11 protein-coding genes and 3 rRNA genes are annotated in these 18,476 nt (G+C 65.5%); 6 read left to right on the forward strand and 8 right to left on the reverse strand.

Annotation, left to right across the window (positions count from 1 at the left end; translation table 11 throughout):
• The first annotated feature begins 232 nt into the window (after positions 1-232).
• Genes OG734_RS21815 through OG734_RS21835 form a run of 5 tightly spaced genes read left to right on the forward strand, consistent with a single transcriptional unit; the run spans position 233 to position 6,958 of the window.
• A complete protein-coding gene (locus OG734_RS21815; RefSeq protein ID WP_330289206.1) occupies positions 233-1,120 on the forward strand; it encodes a hypothetical protein in 888 nt (295 codons plus the stop codon).
• The gene (locus OG734_RS21820) at positions 1,110-2,444 is read left to right on the forward strand and encodes a hypothetical protein (protein WP_330289207.1); all 1,335 of its coding nucleotides are present in this window, start codon (positions 1,110-1,112) and stop codon (positions 2,442-2,444) included. Before OG734_RS21815 ends, OG734_RS21820 begins: the two co-directional genes overlap by 11 nt.
• Before the next feature lie 23 nt (positions 2,445-2,467).
• Complete coding sequence (locus OG734_RS21825; protein ID WP_443065095.1) at positions 2,468-4,009, forward strand: SCO6880 family protein; 1,542 nt, start codon at positions 2,468-2,470, stop codon at positions 4,007-4,009.
• Positions 4,010-4,022: 13 nt separating this feature from the next.
• Positions 4,023-5,456, forward strand: a complete 1,434-nt coding sequence (locus OG734_RS21830; protein WP_330289209.1) for an ATP-binding protein — start codon at positions 4,023-4,025, stop codon at positions 5,454-5,456.
• Positions 5,457-5,461: 5 nt separating this feature from the next.
• A complete protein-coding gene (locus tag OG734_RS21835; RefSeq protein ID WP_330293743.1) occupies positions 5,462-6,958 on the forward strand; it encodes a type IV secretory system conjugative DNA transfer family protein in 1,497 nt (498 codons plus the stop codon).
• A gap of 14 nt (positions 6,959-6,972) precedes the next feature.
• Here OG734_RS21835 and OG734_RS21840 read toward each other — a convergent pair whose 3' ends face one another.
• From OG734_RS21840 to OG734_RS21865, 6 genes are all read right to left on the reverse strand, one after another.
• Positions 6,973-7,119, reverse strand: a complete 147-nt coding sequence (locus tag OG734_RS21840; RefSeq protein WP_330289210.1) for a hypothetical protein — start codon at positions 7,117-7,119, stop codon at positions 6,973-6,975.
• Positions 7,120-7,220: 101 nt separating this feature from the next.
• On the reverse strand, positions 7,221-7,769 hold the full coding sequence (locus tag OG734_RS21845) for a GNAT family N-acetyltransferase (protein WP_330289211.1): 549 nt from the start codon (positions 7,767-7,769) through the stop codon (positions 7,221-7,223).
• Positions 7,770-7,906: 137 nt separating this feature from the next.
• Positions 7,907-8,023 (reverse strand): 5S ribosomal RNA (gene rrf / locus OG734_RS21850).
• Positions 8,024-8,115: 92 nt separating this feature from the next.
• Positions 8,116-11,238 (reverse strand): 23S ribosomal RNA (locus OG734_RS21855).
• Positions 11,239-11,561: 323 nt separating this feature from the next.
• Positions 11,562-13,088, reverse strand: a 16S ribosomal RNA gene (locus OG734_RS21860).
• The 16S, 23S and 5S rRNA genes sit together here, the layout of an rRNA operon.
• 690 nt (positions 13,089-13,778) lie before the next feature.
• Complete coding sequence (locus OG734_RS21865) at positions 13,779-14,327, reverse strand: MarR family winged helix-turn-helix transcriptional regulator (RefSeq protein ID WP_330289212.1); 549 nt, start codon at positions 14,325-14,327, stop codon at positions 13,779-13,781.
• Between the two features lie 147 nt (positions 14,328-14,474).
• Between OG734_RS21865 and OG734_RS21870 the strand changes: the two genes are divergently transcribed.
• Positions 14,475-15,749, forward strand: a complete 1,275-nt coding sequence (locus OG734_RS21870) for an MFS transporter (RefSeq protein ID WP_330293744.1) — start codon at positions 14,475-14,477, stop codon at positions 15,747-15,749.
• Positions 15,750-15,779: 30 nt separating this feature from the next.
• On the opposite strand, the gene OG734_RS21875 is transcribed toward OG734_RS21870, so the two are convergent.
• Together OG734_RS21875 and OG734_RS21880 are read right to left on the reverse strand one after the other, a co-directional pair.
• Positions 15,780-16,622 (reverse strand): class I SAM-dependent methyltransferase, encoded by an 843-nt coding sequence (locus OG734_RS21875; protein ID WP_330289213.1) that lies wholly within the window; start codon positions 16,620-16,622, stop codon positions 15,780-15,782.
• A gap of 33 nt (positions 16,623-16,655) precedes the next feature.
• A complete protein-coding gene (locus tag OG734_RS21880) occupies positions 16,656-18,338 on the reverse strand; it encodes an ATP-binding SpoIIE family protein phosphatase (protein ID WP_330289214.1) in 1,683 nt (560 codons plus the stop codon).
• Positions 18,339-18,476 lie beyond the last annotated feature (138 nt).

Consider the following 18,476-nt stretch of genomic DNA (forward strand, 5'->3'; position numbering starts at 1 on the left):
GGCGCCACCTGCGCGTGGCGCACCGTCAGTCGGACCGCCGGACGAACCCGGTTCTTCCTCCCACCACCCACCCACCCGTCGTGCCCACCGACTGAGGTTGCGTCTCCCTGATGTCGAGTCACCACACCGCGCCCGCGCGGGAACCAGCACGGCTACCGTCGTACTGTCACGCGTACCCGTACGCGTGGATTCGACACGAGTTCGATACCGAGTTCGAGGGGACGGGCGCGCAATGAGCCTCGGTGACAGCCAGAGCAACGGCGACTCCGCGCGCCCCGACGACGGCGGGTACGGCGGCACCGGCCAGACCCGGACCCGCTACCACGACCAGGGAAACGGCGGCACCTACGGCGGCGCCCAGCGCCCCAAGTCCTCGCGGGGCATGGTGACAGGGGTCGCCGTGGTCGCCCTGCTGATCGCGGCGATCGCCGTCGCGAACCGCGGAGGAGACGATTCGCCTACGTCCACGTCCTCCTCCACGGCGGGCAGCGGCTCCGGCGGCAACAGCGACAGCGCCGGCCAACCCGAAACGGCGCCCACCACGGCCTCCGGCGAGCAGCCCGTCACGAAGAAGGCAGCCGGCATCCCGTCCGGGTTCGCACACAACCGCCAGGGCGTCCAGTCCGCGGCGGCCAACTACGCGGTGTCGCTGGGCTCGACCGGCATGTTCCGCAAGGACAGCCGGAACACGATCCTCGACACCCTCTTCACCGCCGAGGCCGCCGCCAAACTCAAGGCCCCCCTCGACAAGGCCTACTCGGCGAGCTTCCTCACGAGACTCGGGCTCGACGCGAACGGCAACGCCCCCGCAGGCAGCACGTTCGTCTCCCGCGTGACCCCGGTCGGCACCAAGACCGTGGCGTACGGCGACGCCACCGCCACCGTCGACGTCTGGTACGTCGGCCTGACCGGCATCGCCGGCGAGACCTCCACCAGCCCGGTCACCTCGTCGTGGAAGACCTGGACGTACGACATGCGCTGGTCGGGCGGCGACTGGAAGATCGTCTCCTACTCGGAGAAGGACGGCCCCAACCCGGTTCCCGGCGACGACCGGGCCGCCGCCTCCGACGAGATCAGCAAGGCCATCGACGAGTACGGAGGGTTCACCTATGCCCGGTAACACGCCAGGTAGGCCCTACCTCGTGCTCAAGCTCGCCGGCGCGCTGACAGCCGTACAGACGGCGGCCGTACTCCTGGCGTCCCAGGCGTACGCGGCACCGACGCCGTCACCCACGCCCTCCCCGACGGCCGGCAACTCCGACTGCGCACTGCTCTTCGGCGAGGCCAAGAAGATCTGTGAAGGCGAGCAGAGCGGCGCCGGATCCCGATCCGTCACCAACCCCGCCTCCACCCTCGACCCGCTGTCCTCCCTCGCCAAGGGCTGCGCCGACGCCGCCTCCTGGACGGTCGACAAGCTCAGCGAGGCCGTGAAGGAGACCGCGAGCGTCGACTTCACCAACGCCAAGTTCCTCCAGCAGTACGCGGTCGTGTTCGCCGCCTCCACCGTCCTCACCCTGGTGCTGTGGCTGCTCGCGGTCGCCAAGCGGGCCATGCGGGGCGTCCCCCTCACCACAGCCATCTCCGAGGCGATCGGCTTCCTCTGGCTGACCGTCCTGGCCTCGGCCTTCACGCCCCTCATCCTCTACACCGTCGTCTCGGCGACCGACGGTGTCACCGAGGTCCTCGCAAGCGCGACCGGCGACCAGACCGACACGTTCTTCGGCACCTTCTCCGGTGCGCTGGCCAAGGGCGAGGACATCGGCGGCGGCCCGATCATGCTGATCGTGGTGTCCATGGTGTCGATCCTCGCGGCCGGCATCCTCTGGCTGGAGCTCGTCATCCGGGCCGCTCTGCTGTACGTGGGCGCGCTGCTCGGCACGGTCGTGTACGCGGGGCTGGTCGACAAGAACCTGTGGGGGCACGTCCGCCGCTGGGCCGGCATCATGATCGCGGTCATCCTGGTCAAACCGGTGATCGCCATCGTCCTCGGCCTGGCCGGCGCGCTGTCCACGAACGACGGGCCCGACGCCTTCTCCGCCGTAGTCTCCGGCCTCTCCATCATTCTCCTCGCCATCTTCGCGAGCGCGATGATCTACCGCTTCGTACCGGGCTTCGGCGACGAGATCGCGGGCTCCCGCAACAACCGCATCATGCAGGGCGCCGAAGGCAAGGCCGCCGCCGTCATCAGCTCCCCGGCGACCCTCGTCGCCCAGGGCATCAAGACCCACAGCACCCGCGCGGACAACAACGGGGGCGGTGGAGGCGGCGGCCAGTCGTCCTCCGCACCGCGCCCGGCCAACCCCGCGTCCGGCGGCGTGGCCGCGCACAGCTCACGGCCCTCGGGCGGCGGCGGATCTGTCCCCTCCGCCGCACCCCCGCCGCGCAGCAGCCCGCACGCCGGCAACAGCAACCGATCCAACCGCCCTGGAGGTGACGGGCGTTGACGACGGATTCCCATGTCGCCCACGTGTCCCACACGGTCTCGCCCCGCCGTACATATCTCATCGGCCGCGCCCGGCCGAACGCGATCGTCGGCCGCAACCGTGAGTCCGGCGAGATCGCGCTCATCATCGTGGGCGCCTTCCTCGGCATGGTGTGCGGCCTGGTCGTGCCCGTTCTGGCCCTGCGCATCGTGCTGCTGACCGGCTTCCCGATGCTGGCACTCGCGGTGGTGTACGTCCCGTACAAGCGCCGCACGTTCTACAAGTGGTTCGAGATCAACCGCAGTTACAAGCGCTCGCTCCGCCAGGGCACCGCCTACCGCAGCTCCGTCATGGAGGCCGGCACCCAGATCGACGGCCGCGAGGTCGAGATCGGCCCGCCCCCGGGCATCGGCCGCATCAACTGGCTCGCTGCCCCGTTCGGCCCCGACGAGATCGCCGTACTCCTGCACGCGGACCGCCGTACGGTGACGGCGGCGATCGAGATCGAAGGCCCGGGCGTCGGCCTGCGCGACAGCGAGGACCAGGAGGCCCTGGTCGACCGCTTCGGCACGCTGCTCAAGCACGTGGCGAACGGCGACGGCTTTGTCACCCGCCTCCAGATGCTCGCCCGCACCCTCCCCGCCGACCCGGACGCCCACGCCAAGGACGTGGCCGTACGCGGCGACGAGAAGTCCCCGCCGTGGCTGCAGCACTCGTACGACCAGCTCCAGTCCATGGTGTCGACAAGCAGTGAGCAGCACCGCGCGTACCTCGTCGCCTGTATGCACTTCAACCGTGAACTGGCCGCCGAGGCACACACGATGGCCCGCGCGGCCCGCCCCCAGGGCGGCCGGAAGGTCGACCGGGACGCAGGCCTCGCGGTGGTCATGGCCCGCGAACTGACGGACATCTGCTCCCGGCTCCAGGAGGCGGACATCCGCGTCCGCCAGCCCCTCGGCCAGGGCAGGCTGGCCTCCCTCATCCACTCCATGTACGACCCTGACCACCCGATCGACCACCTCCAGGCGATGACGAAGCGCAACGCCTGGCCGGCCGAACTGGACGCCATGGAGCCGACGTACCTCCAGGCGAAGACCCGCGAGTCGTCGACGCGCGCCCCCTGGTGCCACTCCACCGCATGGGTGAAGGAGTGGCCGATGACCCCGGTGGGCGTCAACTTCCTCGCCCCGCTCCTCGTCCACACCCCGGACGTCATCCGCACGGTGGCCGTCACGATGGACCTCGAACCCACCGAGGTAGCCATCGAGCGCATGTTGACGGAGAAGACGAACGACGACGCGGAGGCGAGCCGGGCCGCCAAGATGAACCGCACGGTCGACCCCCGCGACGTGGCCTCGCACAACCGCATCGACCAGCGCGGTGAGGACCTCGCGAGCGGCGCGGCCGGCGTGAACCTGGTCGGCTACATCACCGTCTCCTCCCGCTCACCGGAGGCCCTGGCGCGCGACAAGCGCACGATAAGGGCGTCGGCGGGCAAGTCGTACCTGAAGCTGGAGTGGTGCGACAGAGAGCACCACCGAGCGTTCGTCAACACACTCCCGTTCGCCACCGGAATCCGAAGGTAGGGCTGATGCGCTGATGCGGGACCCGCTGACCGCCCTCACCGACACCTTCACGTCCTTCCTCTTCGGCAAGATCGAGTCGACCCGCCTGCCCGTCCGCACCTCCACGGGCCAGGCCCAGGCCGTCTACCTCCCCACGGCCGCCCCCGGCCTCGGCGACTCCGGCGTCATCATCGGCCGCGAGGTGTACTCCGGAAAGGGCTACATCTACGACCCCTTCCAGCTGTACGGCCAACAACTCCCCGCCCCGCACTGGCTGGTGCTCGGCGAATCGGGCAACGGCAAATCAGCCCTGGAGAAGACCTACGTCCTACGCCAACTCCGCTTCCGGGACCGCCAGGTGGTCGTCCTCGACGCGCAGGGCGAGGACGGCGTCGGCGAATGGAACCTCATCGCGGAGGAGTTGGGGATAACCCCCATCCGCCTGGACCCGATGGCCGCCCTGGACATGGGCATCCGCCTCAACCCCCTAGACCCCGCCATCACCACCACAGGCCAACTGGCCCTGCTCCGCACGATCATCGAAGTGGCGATGGGCCACGGCCTGGACGAACGCTCCGGCTTCGCCCTGAAGGTCGCGCACGCCTACGTCAACGAAACGATCCTCGAACGCCAGCCGGTACTGACGGACATCGTCGAGCAACTCCGCCACCCTGAACCGGAGTCGGCGGAAGCGATGAACGTCGCCATAGACGACGTACGGGCCTGGGGCCTCGACGTCGCCCTGGTCCTGGACCGCCTGGTCGACGGCGACCTCCGAGGCATGTTCGACGGCCCGACGACGGTCGGCATCGACCTGGACGCCCCGCTGATCGTCTTCGACCTGAGTCACATCGACCGCAACTCCATCGCCATGCCGATCCTGATGGCGATCATCGGCGTCTGGCTGGAGCACACCTGGATCCGCCCCGACCGGAAGAAGCGCATCTTCCTGGTCGAGGAGGCCTGGCACATCATCAGCAGCCCGTTCGTGGCCCAACTCTTCCAGCGCCTGCTGAAGTTCGGCCGCCGCCTGGGCCTGTCCTTCGTGGCGGTGGTCCACCATCTCTCCGACGTGGTGGACGGAGCGGCGGCGAAAGAAGCGGCCGCGATCCTCAAAATGGCGTCAACACGAACGATCTACGCCCAGAAAGCCGACGAGGCGAGGGCGACAGGCAGAGTGATCGGCCTACCCCGCTGGGCGGTGGAAATCATCCCGACCCTGACACCGGGCATCGCCGTCTGGGACGTCAACGGCAACGTCCAGGTCGTCAAACACCTGGTCACCGAGACAGAACGCGCCCTCGTCTTCACCGACCGGGCGATGACGGAGTCGTCCCGCGACCGCGACCTCCAGCTGACCGACGACGCCCTGAGAGCCGCGGAACTGGAGGCCGAAGAACGCGCGGCGTCCTTCGTCGAACAGCACCTCAGCGACCTCGACGACTCCTCCGAGTCAACGGTGGCGTGACGACCATGAGAGCGGACGAACAGCAACGGGGCGGCGGCGTCTCCGACGGCTTGCTGGTCGGCCTGATCGGGTTCCTGCTCGGCCTGACGGTACTGGTCTGGTCGGCAACAGGCCTCGCGGGCCTGCTCTCCCACGGCGCCTGGCCACAGGGGATCACGTTCACCCGTACTCCGGAGGCGCTGCGCCACCTCATCACGGAGCCACGCGATGTTCCGGGCGCCTGGCCGGCGACATCCGCGGGTCAGCTCTCGGGATGGGGGCTGTTCTGGGGCCTGTTCATCGGCCAGCTGATGATCCTGTTCGTCCTGACGATCTTCGTGGTGGGCACCCTGGCACGGTGGAAGGCGGTAAGAGCGGCGAGAAGGGCAGCTCCTGCACCAACTCACCACGAGGTACCGGTACAACGAACGGAACCGCCGACCGAGGCGAAGAGACAGCCGCAGCCCCCCGAGGAAGCACCGTCACCGGAGCCCCCGAAGGTTCTTTCACCACCTCCCCCGACGGCTCTTCCACCGGAACCCTCGGAGATGATTTCGACGGCGCCCATGGCAACAGACGCCAAACGGGTGGGTGGATGGGAAAAAGTCTTCTACGGCCCCGCAGACACCCGCGCCCTCACCGCAACCCAAGCCATCCAGGACGCCGAGGGCCCCGCCCTCATCATCACCTCCAACCCCACCCTCTGGCAGGAGACAAAGGACGCCCGAGCCAGACTCGGCCCCACCCTCCTCTACGACCCCACCCACCTCTGCGACACCCCGGCCCGCCTCCACTGGCCCCCCACCACAGGCTGCGAAGACAGACCCACCGCAGCCGCAAGAGCAGCCGCCCTCCTCACCCCGGTCCGCCCCACCGCCAAGATCGACCGGACAACCACGGAAACCGCCGAGACCCTCCTCCGCAGCTACCTCCACGCCGCCGCAATAGACGCCCGCACGATCCGCCACGTACACCGTTGGTCCCAGGGCACCAACGTCCAGGAAGCCGTACGCATCCTCCGGACCAACCCCAAGGCAGCCTCCGGCGCCGCCGGTGAACTCGAAGCCGCCCTCACCGCGCATCCCGAACGCCGGGACATGGCACAGGAGTTGACGAGCCGTGCCCTCGCCGCGCTCTCGATGGTGAACATCCGCGAGGCGTGCACGGCGAATCGAAGTGATGCCCTCGTGCTGGATTCCTTCATCGCCGAAGGGGGCACGCTTTATGTGGTCGGTGAACCGATCGAGGACCCCAGGACGAACCCGGGCGCGATGCCCCTCCTGACGGCACTGGCCGCAAGCGTGGTCGAGCGCGGCCGGCGCATGGCCGAACGGTCATCCTCCGGTCGCCTCGACCCACCACTGACACTCGTCCTGGACGACGTCGCGGCGGTCGCTCCGCTTCCCCAGCTCCCCGAGCTGATCGCCACCGGAGCGGACCGGGGTATGCCAACCCTGGCCCTGCTCCGGTCAAGAGAACAACTCAGAGCAAGATGGCCCAACGACGAAATCCCGGCTCGCTAGAAAACCCGAGGGGCTCAAATCCCGTACTGGTCCGCGTACTTGCCCAGGATCTGCGACGCCTGACCTTTCATTCTGTGCTCGGCCCGAGCCCGGGCGATCTCGTCGTCCGCTTCCTGCCAGGCATCCCAGATGTCCTGGAACGGTCCGAGCGGTTCTTCCACGTCGTCACTCTTGATTCCCGTGCCACGGGGAGTACGCCGTAGAAGGACAGTCCGTTGTACGTCTGCGGCCCTCCCGCAGTCCTCGGATCCGCACGCCTGGATCACGGCCTGTCGATGACGAACTCCAGCTCCCGCCCCTCGACACTCTCGGGCGCGGGCACGGTCCATCCACTCGCCAGGAACCCCACCCTCCGGTAGAAAGCCCCCGCCCGCCCGTTGTTCTCGTGCACCAGAAGCCGCACCCGCTCCACGCCGGCCGCCCACGCCCACTCCAAGGCCTCGTCGAAGAGCACCTCCGTCAGCCCGCACCCTCGATGCTCGGGCCGCATGTACACCCCGACGAGGTGACCTTGTTTCCTCTCGACCGGAAACCCCGCCCAGTCGGTCGTACCAGCTTCCTCGATCAGTACGACCACATTCCCGACCCACTCCCCGTCCGGGCCTTCGGCAATGATCTGTTGCCGCTCTCGCATCCCCTCTGCTGCCGCGGCCACCCGCTCCTGCCAGAAGGAGTCCGGCCTGGCCTCGGCTTCCTCGTATGTCTCCAAGAAGGCGATCGGCGCTGCCGGATCCCGAAGCGCGGCCAACCGGAGCCCCTTGGCAGCACGCCATTCGTCCGCACGCACGGAGCGGACCACAAAGCTACTCATACAGATCACGGTAGTGCCGGCCTGGACCGCGAGCGGCATATTTTTTTCTACCTCCCCAGGGCACCCTCCTGAAATAGCCCTGGAACGCAGAAAAGCCCCGTTCCGGTGTACCCGGTACGGGGCTTTTCGCAATATTTGTTCGGCGGTGTCCTACTCTCCCACAGGGTCCCCCCTGCAGTACCATCGGCGCTGTGAGGCTTAGCTTCCGGGTTCGGAATGTAACCGGGCGTTTCCCTCACGCTATGACCACCGAAACACGGTGAAACACATCAACCGCACCACACCCGTGACCTTGGGTGTGGGGTTGTTCGTGGTTTCAGAACCAACACAGTGGACGCGAGCAACTGAGGACAAGCCCTCGGCCTATTAGTACCAGTCACCTCCACCCGTTGCCGGGCTTCCAGATCTGGCCTATCAACCCAGTCGTCTACTGGGAGCCTTACCCCATCTAGTGGGTGGGAACACTCATCTCGAAGCAGGCTTCCCGCTTAGATGCTTTCAGCGGTTATCCCTCCCGAACGTAGCCAACCAGCCATGCCCTTGGCAGGACAACTGGCACACCAGAGGTTCGTCCGTCCCGGTCCTCTCGTACTAGGGACAGCCCTTCTCAATGTTCCTGCGCGCGCAGCGGATAGGGACCGAACTGTCTCACGACGTTCTAAACCCAGCTCGCGTACCGCTTTAATGGGCGAACAGCCCAACCCTTGGGACCGACTCCAGCCCCAGGATGCGACGAGCCGACATCGAGGTGCCAAACCATCCCGTCGATATGGACTCTTGGGGAAGATCAGCCTGTTATCCCCGGGGTACCTTTTATCCGTTGAGCGACGGCGCTTCCACAAGCCACCGCCGGATCACTAGTCCCGACTTTCGTCCCTGCTCGACCCGTCGGTCTCACAGTCAAGCTCCCTTGTGCACTTACACTCAACACCTGATTGCCAACCAGGCTGAGGGAACCTTTGGGCGCCTCCGTTACTCTTTAGGAGGCAACCGCCCCAGTTAAACTACCCATCAGACACTGTCCCTGATCCGGATCACGGACCCAGGTTAGACATCCAGCACGACCAGACTGGTATTTCAACGACGACTCCACAAACACTGGCGTGCCCGCTTCAAAGTCTCCCAGCTATCCTACACAAGCCGAACCGAACACCAATATCAAACTATAGTAAAGGTCCCGGGGTCTTTCCGTCCTGCTGCGCGAAACGAGCATCTTTACTCGTAGTGCAATTTCACCGGGCCTATGGTTGAGACAGTCGAGAAGTCGTTACGCCATTCGTGCAGGTCGGAACTTACCCGACAAGGAATTTCGCTACCTTAGGATGGTTATAGTTACCACCGCCGTTTACTGGCGCTTAAGTTCTCAGCTTCGCCACCCCGAAGAGTGACTAACCGGTCCCCTTAACGTTCCAGCACCGGGCAGGCGTCAGTCCGTATACATCGCCTTACGGCTTCGCACGGACCTGTGTTTTTAGTAAACAGTCGCTTCTCGCTGGTCTCTGCGGCCACCCCCAGCTCATGAAGTAAATTCAATCACCGGTGATGGCCCCCCTTCTCCCGAAGTTACGGGGGCATTTTGCCGAGTTCCTTAACCATAGTTCACCCGAACGCCTCGGTATTCTCTACCTGACCACCTGAGTCGGTTTAGGGTACGGGCCGCCATGAAACTCGCTAGAGGCTTTTCTCGACAGCATAGGATCATCCACTTCACCACAATCGGCTCGGCATCAGGTCTCAGACTCATGATGTGCGGATTTGCCTACACACCGTCCTACACCCTTACCCCGGGACAACCACCGCCCGGGATGGACTACCTTCCTGCGTCACCCCATCACTCACCTACTGCAGGTCTGGTCCGCCGGCTCCACCACTCCCCCTTGCCCGAAGGCTCCGGGGCGGCTTCACGGACTTAGCATCGCCTGGTTCAATGTTTGACGCTTCACAGCGGGTACCGGAATATCAACCGGTTATCCATCGACTACGCCTGTCGGCCTCGCCTTAGGTCCCGACTTACCCTGGGCAGATCAGCTTGACCCAGGAACCCTTAGTCAATCGGCGCACACGTTTCCCACGTGTGTATCGCTACTCATGCCTGCATTCTCACTCGTGAACCGTCCACCACTAGCTTCCGCTGCAGCTTCACCCGGCACACGACGCTCCCCTACCCATCCATACTCCCGTTGGGGATATGTGTATGAATGACACGACTTCGGCGGTACGCTTGAGCCCCGCTACATTGTCGGCGCGGAATCACTAGACCAGTGAGCTATTACGCACTCTTTCAAGGGTGGCTGCTTCTAAGCCAACCTCCTGGTTGTCTGTGCGACTCCACATCCTTTCCCACTTAGCGTACGCTTAGGGGCCTTAGTCGATGCTCTGGGCTGTTTCCCTCTCGACCATGGAGCTTATCCCCCACAGTCTCACTGCCGTGCTCTCACTTACCGGCATTCGGAGTTTGGCTAAGGTCAGTAACCCGGTAGGGCCCATCGCCTATCCAGTGCTCTACCTCCGGCAAGAAACACACGACGCTGCACCTAAATGCATTTCGGGGAGAACCAGCTATCACGGAGTTTGATTGGCCTTTCACCCCTAACCACAGGTCATCCCCCAGGTTTTCAACCCTGGTGGGTTCGGTCCTCCACGAAGTCTTACCTCCGCTTCAACCTGCCCATGGCTAGATCACTCCGCTTCGGGTCTTGAGCGCGCTACTAAAACGCCCTATTCGGACTCGCTTTCGCTACGGCTTCCCCACACGGGTTAACCTCGCAACACACCGCAAACTCGCAGGCTCATTCTTCAAAAGGCACGCAGTCACGACTGTATGTGCAAGCACATACAGCGACGCTCCCACGGCTTGTAGGCACACGGTTTCAGGTACTATTTCACTCCGCTCCCGCGGTACTTTTCACCATTCCCTCACGGTACTATCCGCTATCGGTCACCAGGGAATATTTAGGCTTAACGGGTGGTCCCGCCAGATTCACACGGGATTTCTCGGGCCCCGTGCTACTTGGGTGTCTCTCAAACGAGCCGTTAATGTTTCGACTACGGGGGTCTTACCCTCTACGCCGGACCTTTCGCATGTCCTTCGCCTACATCAACGGTTTCTGACTCGTCTCACGGCCGGCAGACCGTGAAAGAGAGATCCCACAACCCCGCACACGCAACCCCTGCCGGGTCTCACACGTATACGGTTTGGCCTCATCCGGTTTCGCTCGCCACTACTCCCGGAATCACGGTTGTTTTCTCTTCCTGCGGGTACTGAGATGTTTCACTTCCCCGCGTTCCCTCCACACACCCTATGTGTTCAGATGTGGGTGACAGCCCATGACGACTGCCGGGTTTCCCCATTCGGAAACCCCCGGATCAAAGCCTGGTTGACGACTCCCCGGGGACTATCGTGGCCTCCCACGTCCTTCATCGGTTCCTGGTGCCAAGGCATCCACCGTGCGCCCTTAAAAACTTGGCCACAGATGCTCGCGTCCACTGTGCAGTTCTCAAACAACGACCAACCACCCGTCACAACCCGCCGAAGCAGATCTTTACCGGGGTCGGCACTGAAGGCAGCCGTTACCGGCCGTACCCTCAGACACCCAACAGCGTGCCCGACCCGTCCCCGCCCGGAGATCATGCTTTCCACGCCCTCTTGCGAGAGCAGTACTTGCAGCCTCCAACCCGTGAAACCGGCCGAATAATCAACGTTCCACCCATGAGCAACCAGCATCAGACATTCGCCGATGTACTGGCCTCTGACCAGGCTCCCGAAGGCTCCTGGTAAGAAATGCTCCTTAGAAAGGAGGTGATCCAGCCGCACCTTCCGGTACGGCTACCTTGTTACGACTTCGTCCCAATCGCCAGTCCCACCTTCGACAGCTCCCTCCCCGTGAGGGGTTGGGCCACCGGCTTCGGGTGTTACCGACTTTCGTGACGTGACGGGCGGTGTGTACAAGGCCCGGGAACGTATTCACCGCAGCAATGCTGATCTGCGATTACTAGCAACTCCGACTTCATGGGGTCGAGTTGCAGACCCCAATCCGAACTGAGACCGGCTTTTTGAGATTCGCTCCGCCTCACGGCATCGCAGCTCATTGTACCGGCCATTGTAGCACGTGTGCAGCCCAAGACATAAGGGGCATGATGACTTGACGTCGTCCCCACCTTCCTCCGAGTTGACCCCGGCAGTCTCCTGTGAGTCCCCATCACCCCGAAGGGCATGCTGGCAACACAGAACAAGGGTTGCGCTCGTTGCGGGACTTAACCCAACATCTCACGACACGAGCTGACGACAGCCATGCACCACCTGTACACCGACCACAAGGGGGGCACCATCTCTGATGCTTTCCGGTGTATGTCAAGCCTTGGTAAGGTTCTTCGCGTTGCGTCGAATTAAGCCACATGCTCCGCTGCTTGTGCGGGCCCCCGTCAATTCCTTTGAGTTTTAGCCTTGCGGCCGTACTCCCCAGGCGGGGAACTTAATGCGTTAGCTGCGGCACCGACGACGTGGAATGTCGCCAACACCTAGTTCCCACCGTTTACGGCGTGGACTACCAGGGTATCTAATCCTGTTCGCTCCCCACGCTTTCGCTCCTCAGCGTCAGTAATGGCCCAGAGATCCGCCTTCGCCACCGGTGTTCCTCCTGATATCTGCGCATTTCACCGCTACACCAGGAATTCCGATCTCCCCTACCACACTCTAGTCTGCCCGTATCGAATGCAGACCCGGGGTTAAGCCCCGGGCTTTCACATCCGACGCGACAGACCGCCTACGAGCTCTTTACGCCCAATAATTCCGGACAACGCTTGCGCCCTACGTATTACCGCGGCTGCTGGCACGTAGTTAGCCGGCGCTTCTTCTGCAGGTACCGTCACTTTCGCTTCTTCCCTGCTGAAAGAGGTTTACAACCCGAAGGCCGTCATCCCTCACGCGGCGTCGCTGCATCAGGCTTTCGCCCATTGTGCAATATTCCCCACTGCTGCCTCCCGTAGGAGTCTGGGCCGTGTCTCAGTCCCAGTGTGGCCGGTCGCCCTCTCAGGCCGGCTACCCGTCGTCGCCTTGGTGAGCCACTACCTCACCAACAAGCTGATAGGCCGCGGGCTCATCCTGCACCGCCGGAGCTTTGAACCCACCCCCATGCGAGGGAAGGTATTATCCGGTATTAGACCCCGTTTCCAGGGCTTGTCCCAGAGTGCAGGGCAGATTGCCCACGTGTTACTCACCCGTTCGCCACTAATCCACCCCGAAAGGCTTCATCGTTCGACTTGCATGTGTTAAGCACGCCGCCAGCGTTCGTCCTGAGCCAGGATCAAACTCTCCGTGAATGTCAACCCGTAATCGGGTCACACCACGAGAGCGGAACAGTCAAGCGGAATAAGCCCGACCGTTCACAGCGTCCTCGCTGTGTTTACTACTTCAAAGGAACCTCGCCCTCCCGAACGGGAGAGACGGGGTATCAACATATCTGGCGTTGATTTTTGGCACGCTGTTGAGTTCTCAAGGAACGGACGCTTCCTTCGTACTCACCCGAGAGACTCTCTCAGGCTTTCCTCCGGGCAGTTTCCCTTCGGTCTTGCTGTCTTGCGTTTCCGACTCTATCAGACCGTTTCCCGATCCGATTTCCTCGGTGCTTTCCAGGTTTCCGCTTTCGCGTTTCCCTTTCCGGCGACTCCGACTCTATCAGATCCTTTCGGGCCTGATTCCCAGTCAGCGGGGCTTGTCTTCCCGGCTGTTGGGCCGTTCCGACGTCTCAAACCCTAGCGGATCCTCTCGGCGATTCCCAATCGGGCCGCCATGCTCCATCGAACTCCATGGAGCCCCATTCGAATTGAATTCGGGCAAGCCGAAATCATCCCGACTGGGAGATCATGCTGATGGTTTGGGTTGCCGCTGCTGCGGCGGAGGTGCTGCCGCAGAACCGTTACGGCCCCGTGGCAACCCGAAGAACTTTACGGATCGGGGAGGGGGATGTCAAGCGCCCCCTTCCCACCTCCGGGGCGCCGCTGTCAAGATCTTTAGTCGAGGTCGCTGAGCCGCCCGCCGGCGTCCGGCTGAGCGTGCTCCACTCTGCGCAGGAGACGGGTGAGAACGTCGCCGAGCCTCGTGCGCTCGTCCTGGGAGAGGTCCTGGAGGAGGTCCTCCTCGAAGACAGTGGCCAGACGCATCGCCTCCAACCACTTCTCGCGGCCCTCGTCCGTCAGCTCCACGATCACGCGGACGCGGTTGGACTCGTCGCGCTCCCTGGTGACCAGCCCCTCCGTCACCATCCGGTCGATCCGGTGCGTCATCGCGGCCGGAGTCAGGCCCAGCCGCTTCGCCAGGTCGCTCGGGCCCATGCGGTACGGGGCACCGGAAAGCACCAGCGCCTTGAGGACCTCCCACTCGGCGTTGCTGATGCCGAGCGTTGCGGTCTGGCGGCCGTACGCCACGTTCATGCGGCGGTTCAGCCGGCCAAGAGCCGCGACGATCTTCTCGACCTGGGGGTCCAGGTCTCTGAACTCGCGTTGGTAGGCGGCGATCTGCTCATCGAGCGTCGGCTCACCGACGGCGGGGGTGTCACCCATGTGCGCAGTATCCCATGCGAGCGATTGGCGTCGAAGTCCTTCGAGGTGTACTGTTCAACTCTTAACTTTAGCTTCGAAGTCTTCACCTCTAACCCCTTCGGTTGGCGTACGACTTCACGATCAAGGCAGGTGAAAGTGACCAGGGCGATGGGCGCAGAGATGCGCCGGATCCATGTGGGCAACGCACTCAGCGCGTTCGGGCTCGGCTTCACCGTCCCCTATCTGTACGTCTATGTGGCGCAGGTGCGGGGACTGGGAGCAATGACGGCGGGTCTCGTACTCGCCGTCTTCGCCGTGGCAGCGCTGATCGTGCTGCCGTTCGCCGGGCGTGCCATCGTCCGGCGTGGCCCGCTGCCGGTGCTGCTCGTCGCCCTGGTCACCGCCGCTGTGGGTGCGCTGGGCCTCGGGCTCGCCGCCAACGCGACAGCCGTACTCCTGGCCGCTGTGGCGCTGGGGGCCGGGCAGGCAGTGATGCAGCCGGCGCTCGCGACGATGATCGTGGACTTCTCGTCGGCGGAGACGCGGTCGCGGGCCTTCGCCACCCAGTTCTTTCTGCAGAACCTGGGGCTCGGCGTCGGCGGGCTCATCGGCGGGCATCTCGTGGATACGACCCGGGTCGGCTCGTTCACCCTGCTGTTCGCCATCGAGGCGGCGATGTTCCTGCTGCTGGCCGTGATCATGAGGACCGTACGGATGCCTCGTTCGCCGCGGATCGACGGTGCCCCCGCTCAGGCCAAGGGCAGTTGGAAGCAGTTGCTCGAGAACCGGGCGATGGTGCAGCTGTGTGTGTTGGGGTTTGTTCTTTTCTTCGCCTGTTATGGGCAGTTCGAGTCGGGGCTGAGTGCGTACGGGGTCGAGGCGGCCGGGATTTCGACGTCCGCGCTCGGTTCGGCGCTGGCGGCGAACACCGCGGTGATCGTGGTCGCGCAGTTCGCGGTGCTCAGGTTCGTCGAGCGGCAGAAGCGGTCCCGGGTGATCGCGGCCGTGGGGATCCTCTGGGCCGTCGCGTGGGGCGTGGCCGGGTATGCGGGGCTCGGGCACGGCAGCCAGGCCATGGCGACCGCCGCGTTCGTGTCGACGTACGCGCTGTTCGGGCTCGGGGAGGCGATGTTGTCGCCGACCATCGCGCCGTTGGTGGCCGATCTGGCGCCGGCCGGGATGGCGGGGCAGTACAACTCGGCGTTCGCCCTGGTGAAGCAGCTCGCGCTGGCGGTCGGTCCGGCGGTGGGTGGGCCGTTGGGGGCCTCGCTGCACGGGCCGTACATCGTGATGTTCCTGCTGTTCTCGCTGGGGATCAGCGTCCTCGCCGTACGGCTGGGACGGCAGCTGACCCCCGTACAGAATCAGCCGGCTCTGGCGAGGCGGAGTCGGGTGGTCGCGCAGGGTGGGGCTCCGGTGGAGTCCGTGGTGCCTACTACGTAGTAGTAGGCACGGGCTCGGGGCGTCCTGTTGTCAGCGGGTGGCTGTGACCACGGTCGAGGTGAAGGGGAGGGTTGCCGAGCCGTCGGGGGACGTGTGGGTGGCCAGGGCCTCGCGGATCGTTTCCGCTGCCTCGGTGAAGCGGGCCGGGCCGCCCGCCTCCTCGATCGACTGGCCCCAGGGAACGGCCGCGAGGTAGCCGGCTGCGAAGCCCGCGACGTCCGGGAAGGCGATGGCGAAGGTGACCTCGCGGGTCGTGATGTCGTTGAAGCCGGCGGTGGTCAGGGCGGCCGTGAGGCGGTCGGCGGGGTAGGAGAGGGAGGCGGCGAAACGTGCCTCCTCCTCCGGGGTGCCGTGTTCGGTGACCGCCTTGAGTTGGGCGGCGAAGTACGGGGAGCGATCCGCGGGTGGGGTCCAGGCCGTGGCCGTGAAACGGCCACCCGGGCGGGTGATGCGGGCGGCTTCGGTGAGTGCGGCGTCCAGGTCGGGGAAGAACTGGATGCCCTGTTGACAGAGGACCGCGTCGAACGAGTTGTCCGGGTACGGGAGTTTGTCGGCCGGGGCCTGGGTGAACTCGATGTCCGGGTACATCCGGGGCGCGTTGCGGGCGGCGATCCTGAGCATGCCCTCCAGGAGGTCGGCGGCGGCCACATGGCCTGTGGGTCCGACCTGGGCGGCGGCCGCGCGGGCGACGAAGCCGGTGCCGCAGGCCAGGTCAAGGACCTGGGCGCCCGGGAAGAGGTCGGCGGCCTCGATGACCTCGGTGACGAAGGGCGCCATCATGAGGGCGCTGTAGCGCTCGTAGTGTTCCGTGGCACTGTGCGTGGCGTCGTGTGTGGCGTTGTCTTTGAGGGGGAAACCTGTGGGATCTGCCATGGGGGACCTACTAGCAGGCCGCGGTGGGTTCGCCTAGGGGACGCGCGAAGCCTTGCCTCCCGGCAGCACGAACTCGCACCACACCGCCTTGCCGCCCCCCGGTGTCCGGCGTGATCCCCAGCTCGTGGCGACCGTGGCGATGATGGCGATGCCCCGGCCCGATTCGTCGCCGGGTTCCGCGGTGCGGCGCAGGGGGAGGTGGTCGTCCCCGTCCGTCACCTCGACGATGAGCCGGCGGTCGGTGCGGCGCAGGCGCAGGCGCATCGGGGGTGTGCCGTGCTGGAGGGAGTTCGCGACCAGTTCGCTGGCCGCCAGGACACCCAGGTCGTGCAGTTCGGTGGGGAAGCGCCAGCTCGTCAGGACGCCTGAGGCGAACGCACGCGCGCGTGGGGCCGCTTCGATGCCGCCCAGGAGTTCCAGGGCCGCGTTGCGGAACAGGTCGCTGTCGGGGCCGGTGCGGGCCGGGTGCTGCAGCACCAGGACCGCCACGTCGTCGTCGTGGTCCGCGGTGACGCCTGCCGAGCGGACAAGGCGGTCGCAGACGACCTGAGGGCTGCCCGTGGCGCCGGCGAGGGCGCGCTCCAGGGCGGCGATGCCCTCGTCGAGGTCCTCGTTGCGGCGTTCCACCAGGCCGTCGGTGTAGAGGACCGCCGTGGAACCCGGGGTCAGCGGGATCGAGCCGGAGGCGTGCATCCAGTCGCCCGTGCCGAGGGGCGGGCCCGTGGGTTCGTCGGCCCGTTGGACGACACCGTTCTCGTCGCGGACCAGGATCGGGAGGTGGCCCGCGGAGGCGTACACCAGCTTGCCCTCGTTCGGGTCGTGGACGGCGTACACGCAGGTGGCGATCTGGTTGGCGTCGATCTCCGTGGCGAGGCCGTCGAGGAGCTGGAGGACCTCGTGCGGGGGGAGGTCCAGGCGGGCGTACGCGCGGACCGCCGTACGGAGCTGGCCCATGACCGCTGCCGCGCGCACTCCTCGGCCCATGACGTCGCCGATGACGAGGGCTGTGCGGCCGCCGCCCAGGGTGATGACGTCGTACCAGTCGCCGCCCACCGCCGCTTCCGTGCCGCCGGGATGGTAGACGGCGGCGACGCGGAGGTCGTCCGGTTCCTCCAGTTCCTGGGGGAGGAGGGAGCGCTGGAGGGTCACCGCGGTCTCGCGCTGGCTGCGTTCGCTGGCGCGCAGGCGTTCGGCGGCCTCGGCGTGGTCGGTGACGTCGGCGGCGAAGATGAGGACGCCGCCACTTCCTTCGGGAGTGGCCGTCACGTCGACCGGGGTGCAGGTGATCGTGTAGGAGCGTCCGCTGTGTGCCTTGCGGGACTTGACCGTGCGGGGCTTGGAGCTGCGCAGGACCTGGTCCAGGAGGGGCAGCAGGCCCAGTTCGTCGAGTTCGGGGGCCGCGTCGCGGGCGGGGGTGCCCTCGGGGCGTACGCCGAAGGCCGCCGTGTAGGCGTCGTTGACGTACGCGATGCGGTGGTCGGCGCCGTGGACCAGGGCGACCAGGGCCGGGATACGGTCGAGGACCTCCCGGGTGGGCAGGTCGTCGACCACGGGGAGGCAGGGCGTCCCGTCGGTGAGCTGCTCGGCGCGGGCGGCAGGTACAGAGCCGGGGCCGGAGCTCTCGCCGAGTCGGTCCGGAGTGATCGTGTGATCGGTCCGCGCTGCGGCGCGGCGCTGCGTTCCGGGAAGTCGGGCGCTCCAGCGCGTGAAGTTCACGAATCCTTGCCTCGTGTTTGTCGGCACAGGCCGGCAGCGGGTCGGCCGGAGGTACGGGTGGTGTTCCCCGGGAGATGCAGCACTTGCGGAAAGCCTCATGCGTTTCGAAGGGCGAGCGGCGGCTCGCCCCAGGTCGTG

It is taken from the genome of Streptomyces sp. NBC_00576, from assembly GCF_036345175.1.
Classification (GTDB): domain Bacteria; phylum Actinomycetota; class Actinomycetes; order Streptomycetales; family Streptomycetaceae; genus Streptomyces.